General features: G+C 56.6%; 15 protein-coding genes. 4 read left to right on the top strand and 11 right to left on the bottom strand.

All coding sequences use genetic code 11. The annotated features are described in order from the left end of the window. The first annotated feature begins 29 nt into the window (after nt 1-29). The 3 genes from BUB06_RS13615 to BUB06_RS13605 all read left to right on the top strand — a co-directional run bounded on the left by BUB06_RS13615 (nt 30) and on the right by BUB06_RS13605 (nt 4,252). On the top strand, nt 30-1,022 hold the full coding sequence (locus BUB06_RS13615; RefSeq protein WP_175552164.1) for an AraC family transcriptional regulator: 993 nt from the start codon (nt 30-32) through the stop codon (nt 1,020-1,022). A gap of 274 nt (nt 1,023-1,296) precedes the next feature. Continuing rightward, nucleotides 1,297-2,799, top strand: coding sequence for a glycine betaine/L-proline transporter ProP (gene proP / locus BUB06_RS13610; RefSeq protein ID WP_039473572.1), 1,503 nt, complete (start codon nt 1,297-1,299; stop codon nt 2,797-2,799). Between the two features lie 133 nt (nt 2,800-2,932). After that, the gene (locus BUB06_RS13605) at nt 2,933-4,252 is read left to right on the top strand and encodes a hypothetical protein (RefSeq protein ID WP_039473569.1); all 1,320 of its coding nucleotides are present in this window, start codon (nt 2,933-2,935) and stop codon (nt 4,250-4,252) included. Nucleotides 4,253-4,321: 69 nt separating this feature from the next. Here BUB06_RS13605 and BUB06_RS13600 read toward each other — a convergent pair whose 3' ends face one another. From BUB06_RS13600 to BUB06_RS13550, 11 genes are all read right to left on the bottom strand, one after another. Next, nucleotides 4,322-4,561: a hypothetical protein gene (locus tag BUB06_RS13600; RefSeq protein ID WP_039473566.1), complete on the bottom strand. Its 240-nt coding sequence runs from the start codon at nt 4,559-4,561 to the stop codon at nt 4,322-4,324. Nucleotides 4,562-4,668: 107 nt separating this feature from the next. After that, nucleotides 4,669-6,129, bottom strand: a complete 1,461-nt coding sequence (locus tag BUB06_RS13595; RefSeq protein WP_010302103.1) for an AMP nucleosidase — start codon at nt 6,127-6,129, stop codon at nt 4,669-4,671. Nucleotides 6,130-6,249: 120 nt separating this feature from the next. Further along, nucleotides 6,250-8,028 (bottom strand): ABC transporter permease subunit, encoded by a 1,779-nt coding sequence (locus BUB06_RS13590; RefSeq protein ID WP_039473563.1) that lies wholly within the window; start codon nt 8,026-8,028, stop codon nt 6,250-6,252. 37 nt (nt 8,029-8,065) lie between these two features. Further along, a complete protein-coding gene (locus BUB06_RS13585; RefSeq protein ID WP_039473562.1) occupies nt 8,066-9,577 on the bottom strand; it encodes an ABC transporter substrate-binding protein in 1,512 nt (503 codons plus the stop codon). 10 nt (nt 9,578-9,587) lie between these two features. Next, entirely contained in the window at nt 9,588-10,835 is a 1,248-nt protein-coding gene (locus BUB06_RS13580) for an MDR family MFS transporter (protein WP_039473560.1), read from the bottom strand. Between the two features lie 84 nt (nt 10,836-10,919). Further along, nucleotides 10,920-11,756, bottom strand: a complete 837-nt coding sequence (locus BUB06_RS13575; RefSeq protein ID WP_039473557.1) for an ABC transporter ATP-binding protein — start codon at nt 11,754-11,756, stop codon at nt 10,920-10,922. Beyond that, the gene (locus BUB06_RS13570; RefSeq protein WP_175552167.1) at nt 11,753-12,592 is read right to left on the bottom strand and encodes an ATP-binding cassette domain-containing protein; all 840 of its coding nucleotides are present in this window, start codon (nt 12,590-12,592) and stop codon (nt 11,753-11,755) included. Before BUB06_RS13570 ends, BUB06_RS13575 begins: the two co-directional genes overlap by 4 nt. A 186-nt stretch (nt 12,593-12,778) precedes the next feature. Continuing rightward, nucleotides 12,779-13,711 (bottom strand): Rpn family recombination-promoting nuclease/putative transposase, encoded by a 933-nt coding sequence (locus BUB06_RS13565; RefSeq protein WP_010302120.1) that lies wholly within the window; start codon nt 13,709-13,711, stop codon nt 12,779-12,781. A gap of 173 nt (nt 13,712-13,884) precedes the next feature. Continuing rightward, nucleotides 13,885-15,678 carry an aryl-sulfate sulfotransferase gene (locus BUB06_RS13560; protein WP_039473554.1) on the bottom strand — a complete coding sequence of 598 codons (1,794 nt, stop codon included), beginning with the start codon at nt 15,676-15,678 and terminating at the stop codon, nt 13,885-13,887. Nucleotides 15,679-15,694: 16 nt separating this feature from the next. Next, the gene (locus tag BUB06_RS13555; protein WP_039473551.1) at nt 15,695-16,504 is read right to left on the bottom strand and encodes an ABC transporter ATP-binding protein; all 810 of its coding nucleotides are present in this window, start codon (nt 16,502-16,504) and stop codon (nt 15,695-15,697) included. Then, the gene (locus BUB06_RS13550) at nt 16,501-18,102 is read right to left on the bottom strand and encodes an ABC transporter permease (protein ID WP_039473890.1); all 1,602 of its coding nucleotides are present in this window, start codon (nt 18,100-18,102) and stop codon (nt 16,501-16,503) included. Before BUB06_RS13550 ends, BUB06_RS13555 begins: the two co-directional genes overlap by 4 nt. Before the next feature lie 237 nt (nt 18,103-18,339). Here BUB06_RS13550 and BUB06_RS13545 point away from each other — a divergent pair, with 237 nt between their 5' ends. Then, nucleotides 18,340-19,476, top strand: coding sequence for an ABC transporter substrate-binding protein (locus BUB06_RS13545; RefSeq protein WP_039473549.1), 1,137 nt, complete (start codon nt 18,340-18,342; stop codon nt 19,474-19,476). The last annotated feature ends 4 nt before the right edge of the window (nt 19,477-19,480 follow it).

The following is a 19,480-nucleotide window of genomic DNA, read 5'->3' as shown; positions in this document are numbered from 1 at the left end:
TATGCTATCTATAAATGAGAATGGTTATTATGTTCATTGTTATGCGAGGCGGCGTTTTTCATATGCGAAACGGCGGGGGGACGATGGCGCAAAGGCAGCAGCAGGGGCGAGAGGGGTTATCATCAGGCGATCGATGTCATGCGGGTGAGGTGAATCGTTCTGATTCGCGTCGAACACTGCCGGGCGTTATCGGCGAATGCTGGTCGGATTTTAGCCATATTGATACGGATCTGTCGCTGGCTCGTTCGCAATATCGCCCGCGCCGCGACTTGGTGGAAGAAACGCAGAATCCGCATTCGCAGCCGATGCTGGTCATGACGTTTGCGCTGGCAGGGGAGTCTGCTTATTACGATTGTGGCGGTTCATCGATCTGGTTTCGTCAACAGCATGTCACTATCACAACGTTTGGCACCAGCGTGGGCGAACGCCATTATCAGGCTCAACAGCAGGTCGATCAGCTACGGCTGCTGGTGGGAAAAACGGCGGTGACTCGCTATTTTGGCGCGAACTGTGCGGAACAGCTATTCAGTGACGATGGGGTAGCGTTGCGTGCGTTTACGCCCCTATCTGCGGCCAGTCAGGTTCATGTCAATGCGCTGTGCGCTGACGCCGAGCCGCTAAATCGCCATATCCACGTCTTAAGCCTGCTGGCGCAGTATCGGCACGTCCTGCAACCGGAAGAGAAACGAAGCGGTATTCATCCACAGGAGCGGCAGCAAATAGATCAAGTATGCTGCTGGATGCGTGAGCATTTGGCTGAACCGCTGACGCTCGCCTGTATTGCGGCACAGGCAGGAATGAGCGAATCCAGACTCAAGCTTGGGTTTCATCGCTGCTTTGCGACCACGCCGGGTCAGATGTTATTACGGATGCGGATGGAACGGGCGCATCAGCTACTGGAACAGGGATTTCAGGTGGCGCAGACCGCCTGGCAAGTTGGCTATCGACATCCCGCTAATTTCAGCCTGGCATTTACGCGCTATTTTAACCGTAACCCGAAAATGATTGCTTCACGTAAGTAAAAATACCCCGCTGACATTAATGTGATGATGTTGTAATAACTATTTACCGTTATTTTCCTTTGATTATATTCCCGTGCGTTATTTAGGCAGGCGGTGCCTGAATCCGAGCTTTTGTCCAAATTCTTCTATACTTCATCCAGCAGTATCAACGAGTAATGAATATTGCGGCCAATAAACTGTTCATTTTTCAGCGCACAGTCGGGTGGTTCCCTGTGCATGAAAGAGAGCATTTTATTTTTAATAAAGGGTCGCTTTTTAAGCAAAGGAAAAAAGGATGAGATTAAAAAAGAAAAAAATTGAACCGATGAAAATTCAGGACATTACCATTATTGATAATGCCAGACTCAAAAAAGCCATTACCGCCGCCGCATTGGGTAATGCGATGGAATGGTTTGATTTTGGCGTATATGGCTTTGTGGCATATGCACTCGGACAGGTCTTTTTCCCCGGCGCCGATCCCGGCGTACAAATGATTGCCGCGCTGGCGACGTTCTCGGTTCCCTTTTTGGTTCGGCCGCTCGGTGGGATATTCTTTGGTGCGATGGGGGATAAATTTGGTCGCCAGAAAGTCCTGTCGATCACCATTATTATCATGTCGGTGAGCACATTCTGTATCGGCTTGATTCCGTCCTATGAATCGATTGGTATTTGGGCACCGATATTACTGCTGTTGGCGAAACTGGCGCAGGGATTCTCCGTCGGGGGAGAATATACCGGCGCGGCGATTTTTGTTGCTGAATATTCCCCGGACAGACGACGCGGCTTTTTAGGGAGCTGGCTGGATTTCGGCTCTATTGCCGGGTTCGTAATGGGGGCAGGTGTCGTGGTGCTCATTTCTTCCATCGTGGGAGAAGAGAGTTTTCTGGATTGGGGATGGCGTATTCCGTTCTTTATTGCCGCGCCGCTCGGATTAATCGGGATTTATTTGCGCCATGCGCTGGAAGAAACGCCGACGTTCCAACAGCACGTTGACAAAATTGATAAAGAATCAAAAGACAGCATCCAATCTCCGCCGAGGGTCTCCCTGCGTGAGATTGTGACCAAACAATGGAAAGGCTTGTTGATCTGTATCGGGATGGTGATTACCACCAATGTCACCTATTACATGCTGCTGACCTATATGCCGAGTTACCTTTCACACAGCCTGAATTACTCAGAAGATCATGGTGTGATGATTATTATCGCCGTCATGATCGGGATGCTGTTTGTGCAGCCGGTGATGGGGCTAATGAGCGACCGCTACGGGCGTAAACCGTTTATTATTTGCGGCAGTATTGGGCTGCTGTTGCTGTCGGTGCCCAGCTTTATCTTGATTAACAGCGATGTGATTGGGCTGATTTTCTGCGGATTGCTGATGCTGGCCGTACTGCTGAATTCCTTTACGGGGGTGATGGCGTCAACGCTTCCTGCGCTGTTCCCCACGCACATTCGTTATAGCGCGCTGGCGACGTCATTTAACGTTTCCGTACTGGTTGCGGGCTTTACGCCAACGGCGGCTGCGTGGTTGGTGGAGTCTACCGGTAACTTATATATGCCGGCGTATTACCTTATGGTGATTGGACTGATCGGCCTGATTACGGGGATGTCGATGCGGGAAACCGCTAACCAACCGCTGAAAGGCGCAACGCCAGCGGCATCGGATCGGACGGAAGCCAAAGAGCTGTTGCAGGAACAGTACGACAATATCGAGCAGAAAATAGAAGAAATCGATGAGCAAATTGCCGAACTGGAGAAGAAAAGAAAACGGCTGACCGAACAGCATCCTGAGATTAATTAGCCTCAATTTTACTGTCTTAAGCAAGCGCCACAGATGTGGCGCTTTTGCTATGCCCCTTCCTGCCCAAGTCTGGCATCTTTAATTGTTATGTTATAACATAACTAAAAATCACAATAACATCACGGAGAGAAAGATGCAGAAAACGACAATCGCAGCGACTCTGGCGCTGTTGATGGGGGCGGGGAGTGCGAGCGTTCAGGCGCACGATCATGAGGTATTGCGCGGGCGGTTAATCTTTTCCGATCACCAGAAACCGACGCTCAGCGTGCTGGATCTGGATACCTTCAAGGTTACGCATACCTTTGACGTGGGCCGGGCGAATGCGGCGTTGGTGCCTACAGAGGATGGGCGATTCACAATCGTCAACCTTTATGATGATGCAGGCACTATCGCTTTTCTTGATACCGGCCTGACCTATGAATCGCACGATGACCATCTGGATGTGCATAAAGGCGAACCGCGTCTTTTGCCGCTACGGGTGACGGGAGACAAACCCTCACATATTACCTCTGAGAATGGCTGGGTGGCCTGGTCGTACGATGGCTTACGTCCGTGGGACGGCCCCAGCAAGCCAGAATCGGTCATGATCCGCTTGTCGGATCTGGATAGCGCGAATCCTGTTGTTGAGAAGCGCAAAAGCCCGGCACCGCAGCACGGCATCACCGCACCGTTGGGGAATAATCAGTGGCTGATTTCCGTGCCGAAAGCAGCCTATGCCAAAGGGGATGATAAAACGGTGACATCGCGTCCTAACGGTTTTGTGGTTTATCAGCAAGACAAGGATTGGAAAGCGATAGCGGACTTTAATCAGGAGCAGGATCTCCAGCGTTCTTGTAAAGAGTTTCACGGGCACAGCGCGCTAAATCACGTCCACGTTTTTGGCTGTAACGCGAAATTATCGGATGGCGATGCGAAAAGCGACGGCGGTGTTTTGGTCGTAAAACAGCAGAGTGGGAAATGGGTATCGCATAAGCTTGCGTACCCTGACGATCGCCGTACCAGCACGTTGAAATCCGGCCTGCAAGGCACTTATATGGTTGGTAATTACGGTGGGCTGGGTGGGCAACCGTTTAATGCACTCATTCGCATCGATCCTCAGGCGAAAAAGCTCACGGCACAGGATACGTTTGCTATCCCAGACGCTCAGGCCGTGTGCAAATTTGAAGTCTCTGCTGATGGCAAGCGGGTCGCCAACCTGACGCCGGATGGCAAGCTGCGGTTGTATGACGTGGCGCCGAACTGGAAACAAGTCGCCAGCTTTGATGCGGTTGAGGCGTTTGACTGCGCTTACGGTGCGAAAACGCCAACACCATCTCTCGCCATTGTCGGCGGCAGCGTGTACGTCAGTGATCCAGTGAATCAGCGAATTCGTGAGTTTTACCTGAACAGCGCGAAGCAGGGGTTGGATATTAAAATTGATGGCGCACCCACCGAGTTGGCGGGTAAGCGCTAAAAGCCCAATCAGGGCTGAAGCGATATGCGGGCAGGGATGCCTGCATTCTCGATGCTAAAGGTGCGATGCTCAGCGACCAATGAGCCGTAACTGGGTGCAAAATGGGCAACCGCAGCCGTTAACAGAGGTCGCATCGCACTGACCGGGGTGAATGGTTTCCAGTCCCATTGGCGTAAAGCCAGAGAAAGTGCGCTTGGCCTCATCGATATTACGTAACCCAGCATCATCGGACTGGGCTATTTTCGCCTGAAAAGCGGAAGCTTGTGCTGCCACCAGGGAAAGAAACAGAACTGACAGACCTTTTTTCATTGGGCACATCCGTTATGGTGTTTTTACTGTTATAACATAACGTATTTAGTCGCGCCAGAGCAGCCGACCGCCTGAATAGGGTCGGCTGTCTGAACAACGCTGTTCGATTAACGGAACGGTGGCTCGTTAAAGGTGCGCAGCTTACGTGAGTGCAGTTTGTCGCTTTCCGCCCGCAGCAGATCGATGGCACAGATGCCAATCTGCAAATGCTCCGAAATCGCCCCTTCATAGAAACGGTTCGCCTGTCCCGGCAGCTTGATTTCACCGTGCAACGGCTTGTCCGAGACGCACAGCAGCGTGCCGTAAGGTACGCGGAAGCGATACCCCTGTGCGGCAATCGTCGCACTTTCCATATCTACCGCCACGGCGCGACTGAGGTTAAACCGCAGGGCAGAGGCCGCATAGCGTAGCTCCCAGTTGCGATCATCGGTGGTAACAACCGTGCCAGTACGCAGGCGCTGTTTAACTTCTTCCCCCGGCATACCGCTGACCATCTTGGTCGCGTCGTACAGCGCACGCTGCACCTCGGCGATGCTGGGAATCGGGATATCCGGCGGCAGCACGGCGTCCAGTACGTGATCGTCACGCAGGTAAGCGTGCGCCAGCACATAATCGCCGATGGACTGGCTTTCGCGCAGGCCGCCGCAGTGGCCGATCATCAACCAGGCATGGGGGCGCATGACGGCGAGGTGATCGCAGATGGTTTTAGCGTTGGATGGCCCGACGCCAATGTTGACCATCGTAATCCCTTTACCCTGACGGGGAATCAGATGATAGGCAGGCATCTGGTGGTTCTTCCAGGCCAGATCGGACACCGTCTGCTCGGGGTTAGGCGTGTCGGCGGTGATATAGATCCCCCCCGCGCAGGACAGCGCCTCATACGGGCTATCGGGATCGGCAATCTGCGCACAGGCCCAGCGCACAAACTCATCGACATAACGGGTGTAGTTGGTGAAGAGAATGAACGGCTGAATATGTTCTACCGGCGTGCCGGTATAGTGGCGAAGTCGCGCCAGCGAGAAATCGGTACGCAGCGCGTCGAAGTGCGATAGCGGCGATGTGGTGGTAGCGTGAAACAGCCCATCTGCCGTCTCGTCCCCAATCTGCGACAGTTCTGTCGTAGGGAAATGCTTGGCGATGCCCGCGCTCATGGAACGGTCAAGAATCAGGTCGGAACCGTCGAGCACGTAGGGGAAGGGAATTTCCTGCTGTGATGGGCTAACCTCGATGGTGACGTCATAATCCCCTTCCAGCAGCGCCAGCTGTTCCGCCAGATAAGCACGCAAAAATGCCGGACGGGTAACGGTGGTGGAGTAACTACCGGGATGAGTAAAACGCCCATAGGCGCGATGTCGGGGATGACCGGTCGAATTGCCACTCCAACTGACGCGTAAGGCTGGGTAGGCAAATAGTCCTGCTGCACGCGCGGTAGCATCGGGCAGTGTGCCATCATTGATGAAGTCACCAATGGCGTCGCGCAGCGCTGAGACGGCGTCATCATACAGCGCTTCCAGTTTATCCAGAGTCTGAGTGACGGTAAGACTGACGTGGGATCCGCTGTTATGCATATTCTCTCCTTTAATCACGCTCTGCTGTTAGCTCACAGCGTAACTGAAGATGCACAGCCCCGCCATCGTGAAATCTGGCAGGGCTGTGAACGTAGAGAGAGGCGTGAGTCTCTCGATAGGTTAGTGCTTGTGGCGACCGGAGAGGTTCGCTGCGCTCACAGCCAGTATCGACAGCACGCCGAGTGCGGCCGCCGGTGCCAGCACGCCCCAGAAGGCACGTTCGATATACGGCATCCCTTCGGCTAAAACGCGTCCCCATTCTGGCGTCGGCGGTGACGCGCCCAGACCTAAAAAGCCGAGCGATGCCAGCGCCAGCGCGATACCTGGCAGTTTCAGCATGGCGTGACGGAAAAGCGGACCAATCAGCGCGGGCAGAATATAGAACAGGCTGCGCCGTATTGGACCGACGCCGAGAATTGGCAGCATCCGAATATAAGGACGCGCATTGATTTCGGCGACCAGCGCTGCCGTGTGAGCCGCGAGTGGAGCCCAACTGACGGCAATGACGGCAATCGCCGCGCCCGTTGCCGTCGGACCATTAACCGCAGCAACCAGCAGCCCGGCAATCACTGGTGGCAGGGCGTTAGTCACTTCGATAGGGCCGCTGAACAGACGCGGGAACAGCCCAACCAGCAGCCCAATCGCCAGACAGGCCAGCGACACCGCCAGCGCCAGCAGACAGGTATTTAGCGTGCCGTGTGCGACGCGCGCCAATAAATCGCGCCCCATCGCGTCCGCGCCAAAAGGCAGCAGGAACGACGGCGGTTGCAGGCGCAGAAAGGCGGAGGTATAGGGATCGCGCGGCAGGCCAGCCAGCAGCAGAAGCGCCAGCAGCAGCACGCAGATAATCGGCAGCCAGATAGCATGACGAGATGCCGGATTACTGTGTTCTTCCGGTACCGGCATAGCGCCGCTCCGCAGCGCGCGTCCGAGAATCAGCAGTCGTACGCCGCTTGCTGCTATGCCAGCCAGCGAGGCGATGAGTAAGAGAATCAGCACGCCGACCTGCAAGGCGGGCAGATCCTGCGCGGCCGCTGCCCCCAGCGTTGCACGTCCCAGACCGGGAATCGCGAACACTTTTTCGACGGCGATAGCACCGCCGGTTAACGAAACCAGAACCAGACCGACCAGCGGCATCACGCTGGGCAACGTGCGCTTCAGCACTGCCAGTGCGATATGACGACGGCTCACGCCCGACACGCTCCAGGTAGTGAGCCAGTTTTCGCTGAAAGTGGCGGATAGCGCGTCGGCGATAATCCGGCCAAGGTAACCGCCTGCTGGAATACCGAGCGCCAGCGACGGCAGTACCGCGTAGTGCAAGCCTAGCCAGCCATAGGGTGGGAACCACTGTAGCCAGACGGCGCCGACGATCAGCAGAAATGACGCCAGCAGGAATTCGGGCAGTGCGGTAAACAAGGCGGCAAACAGGCCGCCTGAACGATGAACCTGACCGCGTAACCCTTGCCGAAAGGTAGGGGCGCACAGTACGGCAGCCAGCGTAAAGGCCACCAGCGCCGAAGACGCCATCAGCGTGAGCGAGACGCCCGCCGCCTGCAACATCCCCGGAAGAACCGGTCGACCAGAAACCCAGGAGTTACCCGCATCGCCGTGCAATAGGCCCGTCAGCCAGTTCAACAGCAGCTGCAACGGGCCTTGATCCAGTCCAAGAGAGTGACGAATTGCGTTTAGCGTTTCCGCCGTCGCTTCCTGCTCGCCTGAACGGGCACGCAGCAGCGCCAGCGCCGGATCCTGACCGGATAGCCACGGCAACATGCCAATCAATACCACGATGCCCGCCAGCGTCAGCAGCCGCGAAAACAGCGGGATCAGCACGCCGTATCGCGGGCGTTGCGTCTGGTTGATGGTCGCACAGGTGCGGCAATACAGCGATTCGCTCATAAACTCGTCATCTTTCTGGTTGCGGGTGCGCTATCCGTTACTTGGCGCTGGTGGCAATATGCGTGGCGGCGTTAATCAGCGTGCGTTCACGCGGGTCGCGCAGTGCGTCTTTGACCTGTGCGCTTTCACCTTGAATTACGCGCTCATGCAGCATTGGGATCGCGGCATCGCTGGCCAGGATCAGATTTTCTGCCTGCATGATGGCCTGACGGCGTGCAACGCCCGCAGGAATCGCGGCCGCTTTTTGCAACGCCTGATCGATCTCTGGGCGGCACAGCTGAGCGATATTGAACGACCCTTCACAGGCGAAGTCGCTGTACAGATAAGCCACCGGATCGCCAGAGTCCAGCACGGTGGCGCGGGATAAAATAAAGGCATCGAACTTGCCTGCCAGCGCGTCGGACTCAATCTGCGCATACTCACGCACCACCTGTTTCACCGTAAATCCAGCGGCAGTGAGCTGCTGTGCCAGATAGACCGCGACTTCAGGCAGTTCGGCGCGATCGCTGAACGTTGCCAACGTGATGGTTGCACCCGCAGGCGTACCAGCTTTGACCGGATTCGCTACCGGCTGACGCAGTTCCGCAGCCCACGGCAGCGCGGGACCTAACAGACCCTGCGCGATATCAGCACGCTTCTCATAGACGTTATCCACCAGCTGTTGGCGATTGATCGCATCGCGTACGGCAGCACGCATCGTGGGATCTTGCATCACGCCATGACGCGTATTCAGATACAGCGTATTGGTGCGGGGCATGGGGACTTCATGCACCAGCGATTGATCCAGCAACGGTGCCTGAGAAACCGGAATGGCTTCGACAATGTCTGCCGTGCCGGTACGTAATGCAGCAGCGCGTGCCGCGCCGTCGGACACAAAACTGACGTCGATACCGCTGGCCTGTGCTTTATCACCCCAGTAAGCGTCGAATCGATCCAATACCGCGCTGCTGGTACCGGTGACGGTACGCAGAACGAACGGGCCGCTTCCGGTGTTGATCGGATTAACAACGCCATTTTTGCCGTATGCCGCGGTGGAGAGTATCGCCAACTGCGGGCTGGATAACCGCTGTGGCAGCAGCGGATCCGGTTTAGCTGTGGAGACAATCACAGCGTTATCGCCATCAGCTTTTACCGTTAACTGCACGCCGTCCAGAATGCGCGGTTTGGGGGCAGCGGTGGAGGCCACGGTGAGCGCATTCACTACCGTGGCGGCGTTTAAGGCGGTGTTATCGTGAAAATGGACGTTCGGGCGCAGTTCAAAACGCCAGGATTTATCATCGATCTGCTGCCATGTTGTCGCCAGCGCAGGCTGGGCTTCGCCGAGTTTGTCGAGTACCACCAGCGTTTCTGCGGTGCTCCAACGCGACAGCTTAAAGGCATCATCGCTCAGCGGCGTCAGGCCGGAGCGCGGCGGCTGAAGCATCGCCAGTTTGATTCGACCGTCATGATGTGAGCTGTGGTTTTCCTCAGGCTCATTGAAGCAGCCTGAAAGCAGCAGCGTGGCTGATAGCAAGCCGGAAACGGGCCACAGGAGATTGCGCATATTCATCAGTCTGTCCTTATTCATGCACGGTTGAAGCGGATTTAAATGGGCGGCAGATGACCATCATGGCCAGCGAACTGCACAGCGGCACGGCGGCCAGCAGCACCCACGGAATTGCGGCCTGTGGCGACGGCGTCAGCGCGCGATCGAGCTGGCTGCCGAGTATAAAGTTGCCGACCAGTACCGCGATGCCGCCCATCGACGCCAGTGCGCCATAGTGCGCGCCCAGATTTTTGTTGTTGGCAAAGCGTGGGATAAGGTCCATCCCGACGGGGACGATTAACATCTGCCCCAGCGTCAGCAGCGTAATTAACGAGATCGCCGGAAGCAGGCGCTGCCACCCGTCAGGCGGCGTGCTGGAAGCAAACAGCGCGACGCTAAAGAACGACGCAGCCAGCAGCGCGAAGCCGAGTGGCAGCATGCGTGCCGCGCCAACCCGGCGGGCAAAACGCGCCAGCGGGAGCTGTAATCCGATCACCAGCAGGGAGGCCAGGACAAACAGCGGGCCGAGATCTTTCTCGCTGCTGCCGGAGCGATGCAGTTCAACTGGCAGTGCCAGATAGAGCTGGTTGTAGCTGAACAGGTAAGCGCTGTAGGCAATGATGAACGCGACAAAGCGGCGCTGGCGGAACGTTTCCCACCACGGGGCAATCTGTAATTCGTTCTGATTGCGCTGCGTCGGCGGCAGGCTGAAAAACAGGACGATGAGCGCGATAACAAACACGCCCGCACCCGCAAGCGCCACGCGCTGGAATCCGTATCCGGCCAGCACTGAGCCGAGCAACGGCCCCAGCACTGCGCCTAACTCGCCGCAAATGGCAAACAGGGCGAACCACTCGGAGCGGCTGCGTTTTCCCTCTTTTTCACTTTGCGTACCGGCCTGTGCCATCAGCGCTTCGATGGCGGGAGAGAACAGGGCACCGCCGACACCGGTCAGACAGGCGCCGAGGATGATCGGCCATAGCGAGTCGCCTAACGCCAGCAGGAGATAGCCGCTGATACGCACGACACAGCCACACAGAATGATCACGCGCGCGCCGAATCGGTCAGCCAGCGCGCCGCCGACTAAAAACATGCCCTGTTGAGAAAAGGTGCGTAAGCCAATCACCAGCCCGATAGCCCAGCCGGAAAGCAGCATGTCGTCGCGCAGGAAAATCGCCAGAAACGGTACGACGGCATAAAAGCCAATATTGAAAACAAGCTGGCTACCCAGAAGTAACGGGGGATAAGGCCGTGGTGCGCGGTTGGCGGTAAGGTCTGACATGTCATGATCCGTTATAAAAAGCCCGTTACGGGGGAAGGTGTTATTGATGCGATATTTTATTGTAAAAAGCGCGTTTTCAGCGAGCTAATAGCCTGACGTCGATAGCGCGGGGACGGCCTGCAACAGATGAGCGGTGTGCGCCTGTTGCGGTGAAGCCAGCACCTCGGTCGTGGGGCGATCTTCAATAATGCATCCGCCATCCATGACTAGCATTCTGTCGCACAGCCCGGCGAGCATGGAAATATCGTGCGAGACCATCAGCAAGCCCATTTTGTTTTGTTCGGTGACCTGCTGAAGCAGGGCTTTAATCTGTTCGCGCAGCGGTAAATCCAGACCGCTGACGGGCTCGTCCGCCAGTAAAAATTCGGGGCGAACAATCAGCGCTCGTGCCAGCGCGACACGCTGTGCCTGTCCCCCGGAAAGCTGCCCGGCGACCTTATCCAGAAGCGTGACGCTCAGTCCTACCTGATCCATGATTTCGCCCAGGCGGGCAGAATGGTTTCCATTAGCATGACGGTTCTCATCGGGGCGGAGTCGCTTCAGCGGCTCGATGAGGAGATCGGCGACGCGTTGACGTGGCGCGAGCGAGCCTGCCGGATCCTGCGGAATATATTGGACGCGGCGGCGATACCAGAGCAGCGAACGTACTGAACCGAGTTTAATCAGGTTGCCGTCGCAGTACACCACACCACTTTCTGGCGCTTCAAGCGCGAGCAGGGTTTTTAGCAGCGTGGATTTACCACAGCCAGAAGCACCGACCAGCCCGACGCGTTCGTGCTGTTGCAGGTTTAGCGACAGGTCGTGAAAAATGGCACTGGCAGGATCGGCCTTTTGCCACGGCAAACGTGACGTCTGACGATAGCGGCTGACGTGCTCAAGGCTTAAAAACGGTGAGGGAACCGCGTGCAGGTGGTGGTTCATCCGGCAAGCGCTCCGGCAACAGCGGTGGGTAACACATTATCAGGAAAAAGATTGTCAGATAAAAGCGTGTCAGCGCGACGCGCGGCAGCGACCAGACTGCGGGTATACGGCTGCTGTGGTGCATTCAGTAGTTGCTGCATACTGCCGGATTCAATGACTCGTCCGTTTTCCATCACCAGGCCACGCTGGCAGAGTTGGGCGGCAACGGCGATATCATGCGTAATAAACAGCAGGGCAGGAGCATCCGGCTGCGCGCTACGTTCCTGTAAGACCTGCAATACTTGCTTCTGGGTAATGACATCGAGCGCAGTTGTCGGTTCGTCCGCCACCAGCAGGCGTGTCTTGCCGAGTAGGGCGAGGGTAATACAAATGCGCTGGCGCTGGCCACCGGACAGTTCGGCAGGATAGCGTTGCAGGAGGTTGGGAATATCATCCAGCTTCATTGCAGCCAGAAGTGCAGAAAGCTCAGAGGAAGAGGTGGTTTTCAACGCCAGAGACAGCTGTTTTCCCAACGGCATGAGGGGATTAAGCGCCGTTGCGGAGTCCTGGAACACGGCAGAGACGCGACTGACCTGCGGGCGCGCCAGTGCTTTCAACTGGCTGACTTCTTCGCCATTCACCCGAATACTGCCGCTAATCTGGCAGCCCGACGGCGGTGTGCCGATGATCGCTTTGGCGGTGAGGGATTTACCGGAACCGGATGCACCGAGTAAACAGACACGCTCACCCGCGAACAGCGTAAAGCTGATATCGCTGACCTTGGTTTCACCACCAATAGACAGGCTCAGGTTCTCTATCTGAAGAATGGCGTCTGTGTGTCTGTTCCAGTTAATCATGGCTAACGTATAGGGTCTGTGTAAATCGATATGTAATAACATAACAAATTACAACAGCGTGGTGCAAAGGAAATGTGATCCAGAGCGTATAAATTGGCGCCGCGACGCAGCCTTAGCTGACCGCGTCGCTGATGAAAAAGAGGGGGGAAGGGTAAATTGTAGGAAAGCGAGATGTATCTTTAGAGCCTACTCGTTCGATGAATCAACAAGCTGTTCCAGTTCCGCCGCGCTCAACTGAGTCATCTGACAAACCTGAGCAGGTTCCATGCCGCTAAGCAGAAGCTGACGAGCAATATTTTGAGCACTGGCTTTCATTCCTTGCTCCATACCATGCTGTATCCCCTGCTGCATGCCATGCTTGATGCCCTTTTCAAAACCGATTTTCTCAAGCTGCTGTGCGATGGTCATGATCGCCTCCCGATCCGTTGACAGAGACTGCGCGACGGTCTCAATAAACTCTGCAGGCCTTGACGTGTTGCCGCTCCGCGCGATGTAAAACAGTATTGCTCTTTTTTGCGGCAGCGGTACCTGCCAGCGCTCAAATAATAGCCCGATATCCTGCGCCAGTTCCAGCATATCTCGCGTGCGAATGTGTTTTTGCACCAGTTCCAACAGCGCCACGCGGCGATGCGTCTTGATGTCCTCATCTGGCATCACCGTTAGGTCAACCAAAGGAAAGGAGGCATTGTAGAGTTTTTCTGCCTGAATAGCGTCAGCAAAACCGTCGAGCCAGCGCAGCGTATAGGGATAAGGGCTACGCTGGCCGTGATAAAACAGTAAAGGAACGACGAGTGGCAACGTATCGTGACCTTGAGAGAGGTGCTGCTGCATAGCAGCCAGCGCGTAGCGCAGCAGGCGAAATGGCATCAGTTTTTCTGGGCGGCTCTGATGTTCAATCACACAATAGATATAACCTTGCCCTGTGGTTGTCTGAATTGAGTACAGCATATCCGATATTCTTGCGCGTAGTTCCTCGTCCACAAAAGAGGCTGATTGCAGTTGCAGCGAGCTGAAGTCGCAGATATGCCTGATTTCTTCTGGCAGGTGGATGGCGAAAAAATCCTTTGCGACGGCTGGGTCGCTGAGAAACTGTTTAAAAATCGCATCATGCGCGGCCATGCTGTTTTTCCGTCCCTGAATAATCTGTAGGCAATGGTAAAAGAAGCGGATATGGGCAGGAAAGAAGCGCAGAGGACGACTGCGTTGGTATGGAAGGATGTACGCAAGAAAAGTGAGAAATGAAAGCAACGACGCGATCTCACTGGGAGCGAGATCGCGTTAAGGTGTGAGGGTTAGCTCTGTTGCGTGGTCAGCCACTGGCGCAGGCGGTCGGGCTGCTGGGCGCCGCTTAGGCGTGCTTGTTCTTCACCGTTTTCTATCCAGAGCAGAGTTGGCAGCGTCCTGACCGCTAATTTCTCCGCCAGTGCAATGTGATGATCGGCGTCCAGATAATGGCTCGGCAATTGACGGTATACCTCGTTATCCAGAATCGCTTCTAACTGGCGATAGAGGCTTTTGCAGTGGACGCAGCGCTCCGCGCCGACTAGCAGCAACTGTGGGCCACGTTGCGCGGCCAGTTCAGGCCAACGGTCGGCGGTGAGTGGCGCAAAACGCTCACGGTTGACGGCAAAGAGCTTAGGGCTGCGCTTGAGATCTTCGCTGTCGGTCGCGACACACAGGGCATCGCCGCTCTTTTTATAAGGGCGTGTGCCGTCAATACGAATCACGCTGGCGAAGCCGGGCGCGGCGGCTCCGGGCTGGCGTAGCTGAGTATTATCTGGGGCAATCACCGGTGTTTCCTGTGGGCGCGGCAGCTGTGGCACCCACTCGTAGGGCACGCGGTAGGCGCGGTACAGCATATTGGTGTTCACCGTCTTGCCCCAATAGGGGGAAATAAATTCCCAGACAATTTCATGATCGGCGGTGACTTCAAACAACCGACCGTTGGCCCCTTCGTTAATCAGCGTATTGCCGTTCGGCAGGCGCTGGATATTACTGATGTACGGGCTGTAAAAACGGAAGGCGTCAGTTGGGTGCGGAATGCCCGCTTCGTAGGGTGAATAGCGCCAAACAATATCCAGCGTGACTGGGTTGATTTCCAGCACGCGGGAATAGTCACGCCAGGCGTTTTTTACCCCGTCGGCCGATGCCGGGTTGGGCGCGCCGTAGCCAGCCCAGCCGCCGTTATCAAACACCAGAATATTGCCCGCGCCCGGTAAGCCTGCGGGGATCATATGCGCGTGGTGCTGGCCGATAATCCAGCCGATGTGTTTGAGCTCAGGCGTGTTGTAGTTGGGGCCAAGCTGCCAGACGATATTGCCGCTCTGCTTGTCGATGATGGCAATGATGTTGGATTCGCGCGCGTCCCAGATGATGTTATCCGGGTGGAAACGGGTATCGCCTTGATCGAACCACGGATTGGGGCCGAGTGCCGACATGGAGTTGATATGCATCCAGTCGCCCATCCCACCGCCGCTTTTGCGCAGGTTGGGATTGTTGTACAGCGCGGTTTTTGCGTCGTCATCAAAGCCGAGTTCATCGAAATGGTCGCTGCAACGCCATTCCCATAAAATGTTGCCCTCCCAGTCCACTTCGATGATGGTGTCGTCGAGCAGCAGTTTGTCGCTGATCCGTTCATTATGCAGATTGGTATGCGCCAGCAATAATGTGTTGCCGCCAATCGACTGCGGTTCTTGACCCGGCGCGTAATAGCCGACCGGATTGCCGCTGCGCTGGTAGTCATGGTGGACGCGTGCCATCCATTCTGGCGGAAGGTCAGGATCGGTAATGTGTTCATAGCCGTTGAATTTCCAGACGACGTTGCCGTCCCAGTCGACCTGAATCAGATCGACCATGTCCTGCATGCCGTAGCGTGAATCACGTTCGCCGCTGTGCCCGAGGATGTAGCCGCCGGGCAGGATTTTGTTGGGGAAGCCGTGCAGGCCTTCCCACAGGCGCAGTTCGGTGCCGTTCATATCTACCAGCACCGCGCCACGTTCCAGCGCCTGAAAGACGGTGTAGCCGCCCCAGGCTTTTTCCAGGTTGTAAATCGTTGTGCCGGTCGGGTAGACGGAAGGGTGTCCCATAATGGTGCTCCAGTGTTTACGTGTTCAGAGAAGAGAAGTCGGCAGCCGTGTCGGCAGGCTGCGTCAACAGTGCGAGCAGGTCGCTGCACTGCTGGTGAAAGGCCTGACTGTCACGCTGGCGCGGATGCGGCAGCGAAATGGTCGCAATCTGGCGGATACGTCCCGGTCGCGGTGCCAGCACGACGACGCGATCGGCGAGATAGACGGCTTCCTCGACGTCGTGCGTGACCAGCAGCGTGGTCGTGCCTTCCGCCTGATGAATGCGGCGCAGCTCCTGCTGCATCTGCTGGCGGGTCAACGCATCCAGCGCGCCAAAAGGTTCATCCAGCATCAGGATGCGTGGATTGGCGACGAGTCCGCGAGCGATAGCCACACGCTGCGCCATGCCGCCGGAAAGCTGGGCGGGCAGGGCATCGGCAAAATCCTGCAAATGCACGAGCTGAATAAAGTGGTCGATCAGGCGCTTCCGCTCTTTGTTATCGATGGCTTCATTCGCCAGTCCAAGTGCGATGTTTTGCCGCACCGTCAGCCACGGAAACAGGCGTGGTTCCTGAAACACCATGCCGCGCTCACGTCCGATGCCGCGCACGGTTTTCCCTTCGACCAGCACCCGTCCCTGATAGTCGTTGTCCAACCCGACCAGCATGCGCAGCAGCGTGGATTTGCCGCAGCCGCTGCTGCCGACAATCGCCACCAGCTCACCGCTGTGAATCGACAGTGAAAAATCATCGATTACCGTCAACGACTCGCCCTGTACACGAAACTGTTTACGCAGCCGATCGAACTGTACGACTGGCGGTGATACCTCAAGGGTTGTGGACGTCATGCGATTTCTCCTGCGGAACGCCAGCGCGTCATCCGCTGTTCCAGACCTAATCCGACGCGGTCGAGCACCGCGCCCGTTAATCCAATCAACAGCATGCCGCTGATAATCAGGGGCATATCCAGTAGCTGTTGGGCGTTGATCATCAGGCTGCCGATCCCGGTGCCGGATGACATGAAATATTCCGCGCCGATGGTGCCAAGCCAGGCGTAAATCAGTGACAGACGTAAACCGGCGAAGATCGCGGGCGCGGCCCCCGGCAGGATCAGCACCCGCAGGCGAGTTGATAAACGCAGTTGCAACACCTGCGCGACCTCCTGTAAAGCCTGTGAACGCTGGCGGATACCGCGATGGCTGGCTACCAGCATGGGGAAGAACGAGGCCAGCGCGACAAACGTGATTTTCCCGGTTTCATCGTTGCCGACCCAGGCGGTCAGCAGCGGCAGCCAGGCAAACAGCGCGATCTGGCGCAGCGTCGCGACCGTAGGCGTGAAGAGCGCGTCGCTGGTGGCATTCAGCCCCAGCAGCACACCGCACACGAGGCCCGCGATAATCCCGCATACCGCACCGGCGAGCGCGCGGGTCAGACTGGCCTGCATCGCCTCGGTGAGCGAGCCGTCACGCACGCCTTGCAACAGCATGTGCCACACGTCAGCGGGCGGTGGTAGCAGCAGCGGATCGCTCCAGCCAAAACGGCTGGCCTGTTGCCAGAGCAGCAGAAGCAGAAAAGGTAAAACCAACGCGGATAAGCGGCGAGACGGTGCGGCGGTTAAGCGGCTGAGCGGCGGGTGTGGCCAGAAAACCAGACGGCGTTCCAGTTGATTGATTGCCCATTCCATCGTCAGCCCTGCCAGCCCGATGACGGCGATACAGACAAACACAATATCCAACTGAAACAGCTGGCGTCCCCATACCAGCAGGTAGCCAATGCCCTGCGATGATGCCAGCAGTTCGACCACGATCAGAGACACCCACGCCTGCGAGAGCGCCAGCCGTAAACCGGTTAACCAAGTGGGTAGCGCGGCGGGCAGCGTCAATTTGATGAGGCGCTGATGCCACGGCAGGCGCAGAGTGCGAGCGACTTCCTGTAGTGCATGTGGCACGTTACGCACGGCTGTTTGCGTATGCAGCGTCACGGGGATAATCACGGCCTTGATGATGACGGCGAGCTTCAGGCCGTCATCGATGCCGAACAGCACCATAAACAGCGGGATCCAGCCCAGCGTTGGAATTTGTGCCAGCGCGTAGACCGTTGGGTGCAGCAGGTGTTCGGCACGGCGTGAGGCTCCCATCAGCGCACCAAGCAGCGTTCCCGCCAGTACGCCTGCCAGCAGGCCGCTAGCTAGCCGTTGCAGGCTGATAAAGAGCTGCGGCAGGAGATCGTTGTGCCAGAGTTCGACGGCGGTTTTAGCGACGATGTCGGGAGCTGGGAGAATCTGGGCGGGCATCCAGTCGTAATGGGTGCTGATATACCACAACGCCAGCAGCGCCAGCGGCACGATTAGCGGCACCACTATTGACACGACAAGAGAATAGACCCGCGCTATCGGCAGAGCAGGCCAGACGACCGCGGTTTTTTTCAGCAGTATCGACTTATTCATTTTATTCCCGAAAACCATCGCAGCTGGATGAATAGGGAATAAAAAACAGGTTTCGACGTTGAACGCCAATGCAATAAAGCGATGGTCGTCGTGCAATAAATGCATACGCGGAGCCCAAGCCCGCCAGCCCTGATTTATGCTTTTTTCCGCTGAACAAACCTGTAAATGTTATTTAAGCCTGACGCCGACGGTTCGCTAGTTTCATGGCAGATAAAATGGATTATTAAGGAAAACCGTATGCAGCAAGCCACCCTGTTGATCACTGCCTCTCCGATAACGGCATCTTCCCGCTGGCGCTGGGGGATGAAGGTATTAAGTACTGCCTTGCTGATGGGCGCCGCGCTCGTTTCCACCGTTCAGGCAAACGACGCCGCCCCGCAGGATGCACAGAAGCCGACGGAGATTCGTATTGGTTTGCCGGATCAGAGTGCAGGCAGCAAACCCTTTATTCGTGGGCCGCTGGGGCTGGCACATATTCGCCAACAGTTAGAGAAGGAATTTGAGCCGCAGGGGATCAACATTCGCTGGTCGTTCTTTAAAGGAGCGGGCCCAGCGGTGAATGAGGCGCTGGCAAACAAACAGTTGGATGTAGTGTATCTGGGCGATCTGGCGGCTATTATCGGCCGTGCGGGTAGTCTGCCAACGCGGGTGCTGGTGGGGTCGCGCGGCTCTAATTCTTATCTGGCGGCGACGCCGGAATCGGGTATTCAACGCATTGAAGATTTACGCGGCAAGCGGATTGCGGTCTACAAGGGAACGGCCGATCAGCTGTCGTTTGAGCGTGCGATTAAAAGCGTCGGGCTAAACGAGCGCGATGTGCGAGTCATCAATCTGGACTGGACGGCGGGTAAGGCAGCACTGGCGGCCAGACGTGTGGATGCGGTGTGGGGAGGCGTCTCTCTGCTGGCGTTGCGTAAGCAGGGCATCAATATTGTGACCACCAGTCGGGCGCTGGGCTGGCCGAATACCACACAGGCCGCGGTGCTGGCGACGCAGGACTTTATCGATCGCTACCCGGGCACGACGCAGCAACTGGTGAATGTGCTGGTGGACAATGCGCAGTGGATTGGCGATGCGCAGCACCTGCCGGAATACACTGCGCTCATGGCCGAGCAGAGTCAGATTCCGCAGACGATTTTTCAGGAAGAATTGAAAGCGGAGGATCTCCCTTTCCAAAGCTCGCCGCGTCTCGATCCGTTCCTACTCAGCAGCTTGCAGGACAGCATTGAGCGGGCGAAAGCCGCCGGGTTGATTCGCAGCACGTTCTCGGCCAGCGACTGGTTTGCCGGCCAGTTTGTTGACCGGGCGCTGAAAGCCAAAGGGCTGGAATCGAACTGGGCAGTGTATGACGCCAGCGGTAATCCTGCGAAATAATCAC

Origin of the sequence: Pectobacterium carotovorum, from assembly GCF_900129615.1 — a bacterium.
In the GTDB taxonomy this organism is placed as follows: Bacteria; Pseudomonadota; Gammaproteobacteria; order Enterobacterales; family Enterobacteriaceae; genus Pectobacterium; species Pectobacterium carotovorum.
The sequence above is the reverse complement of the archived record's forward strand: the minus strand, read 5'-3'. Positions and strand labels throughout refer to the sequence as shown.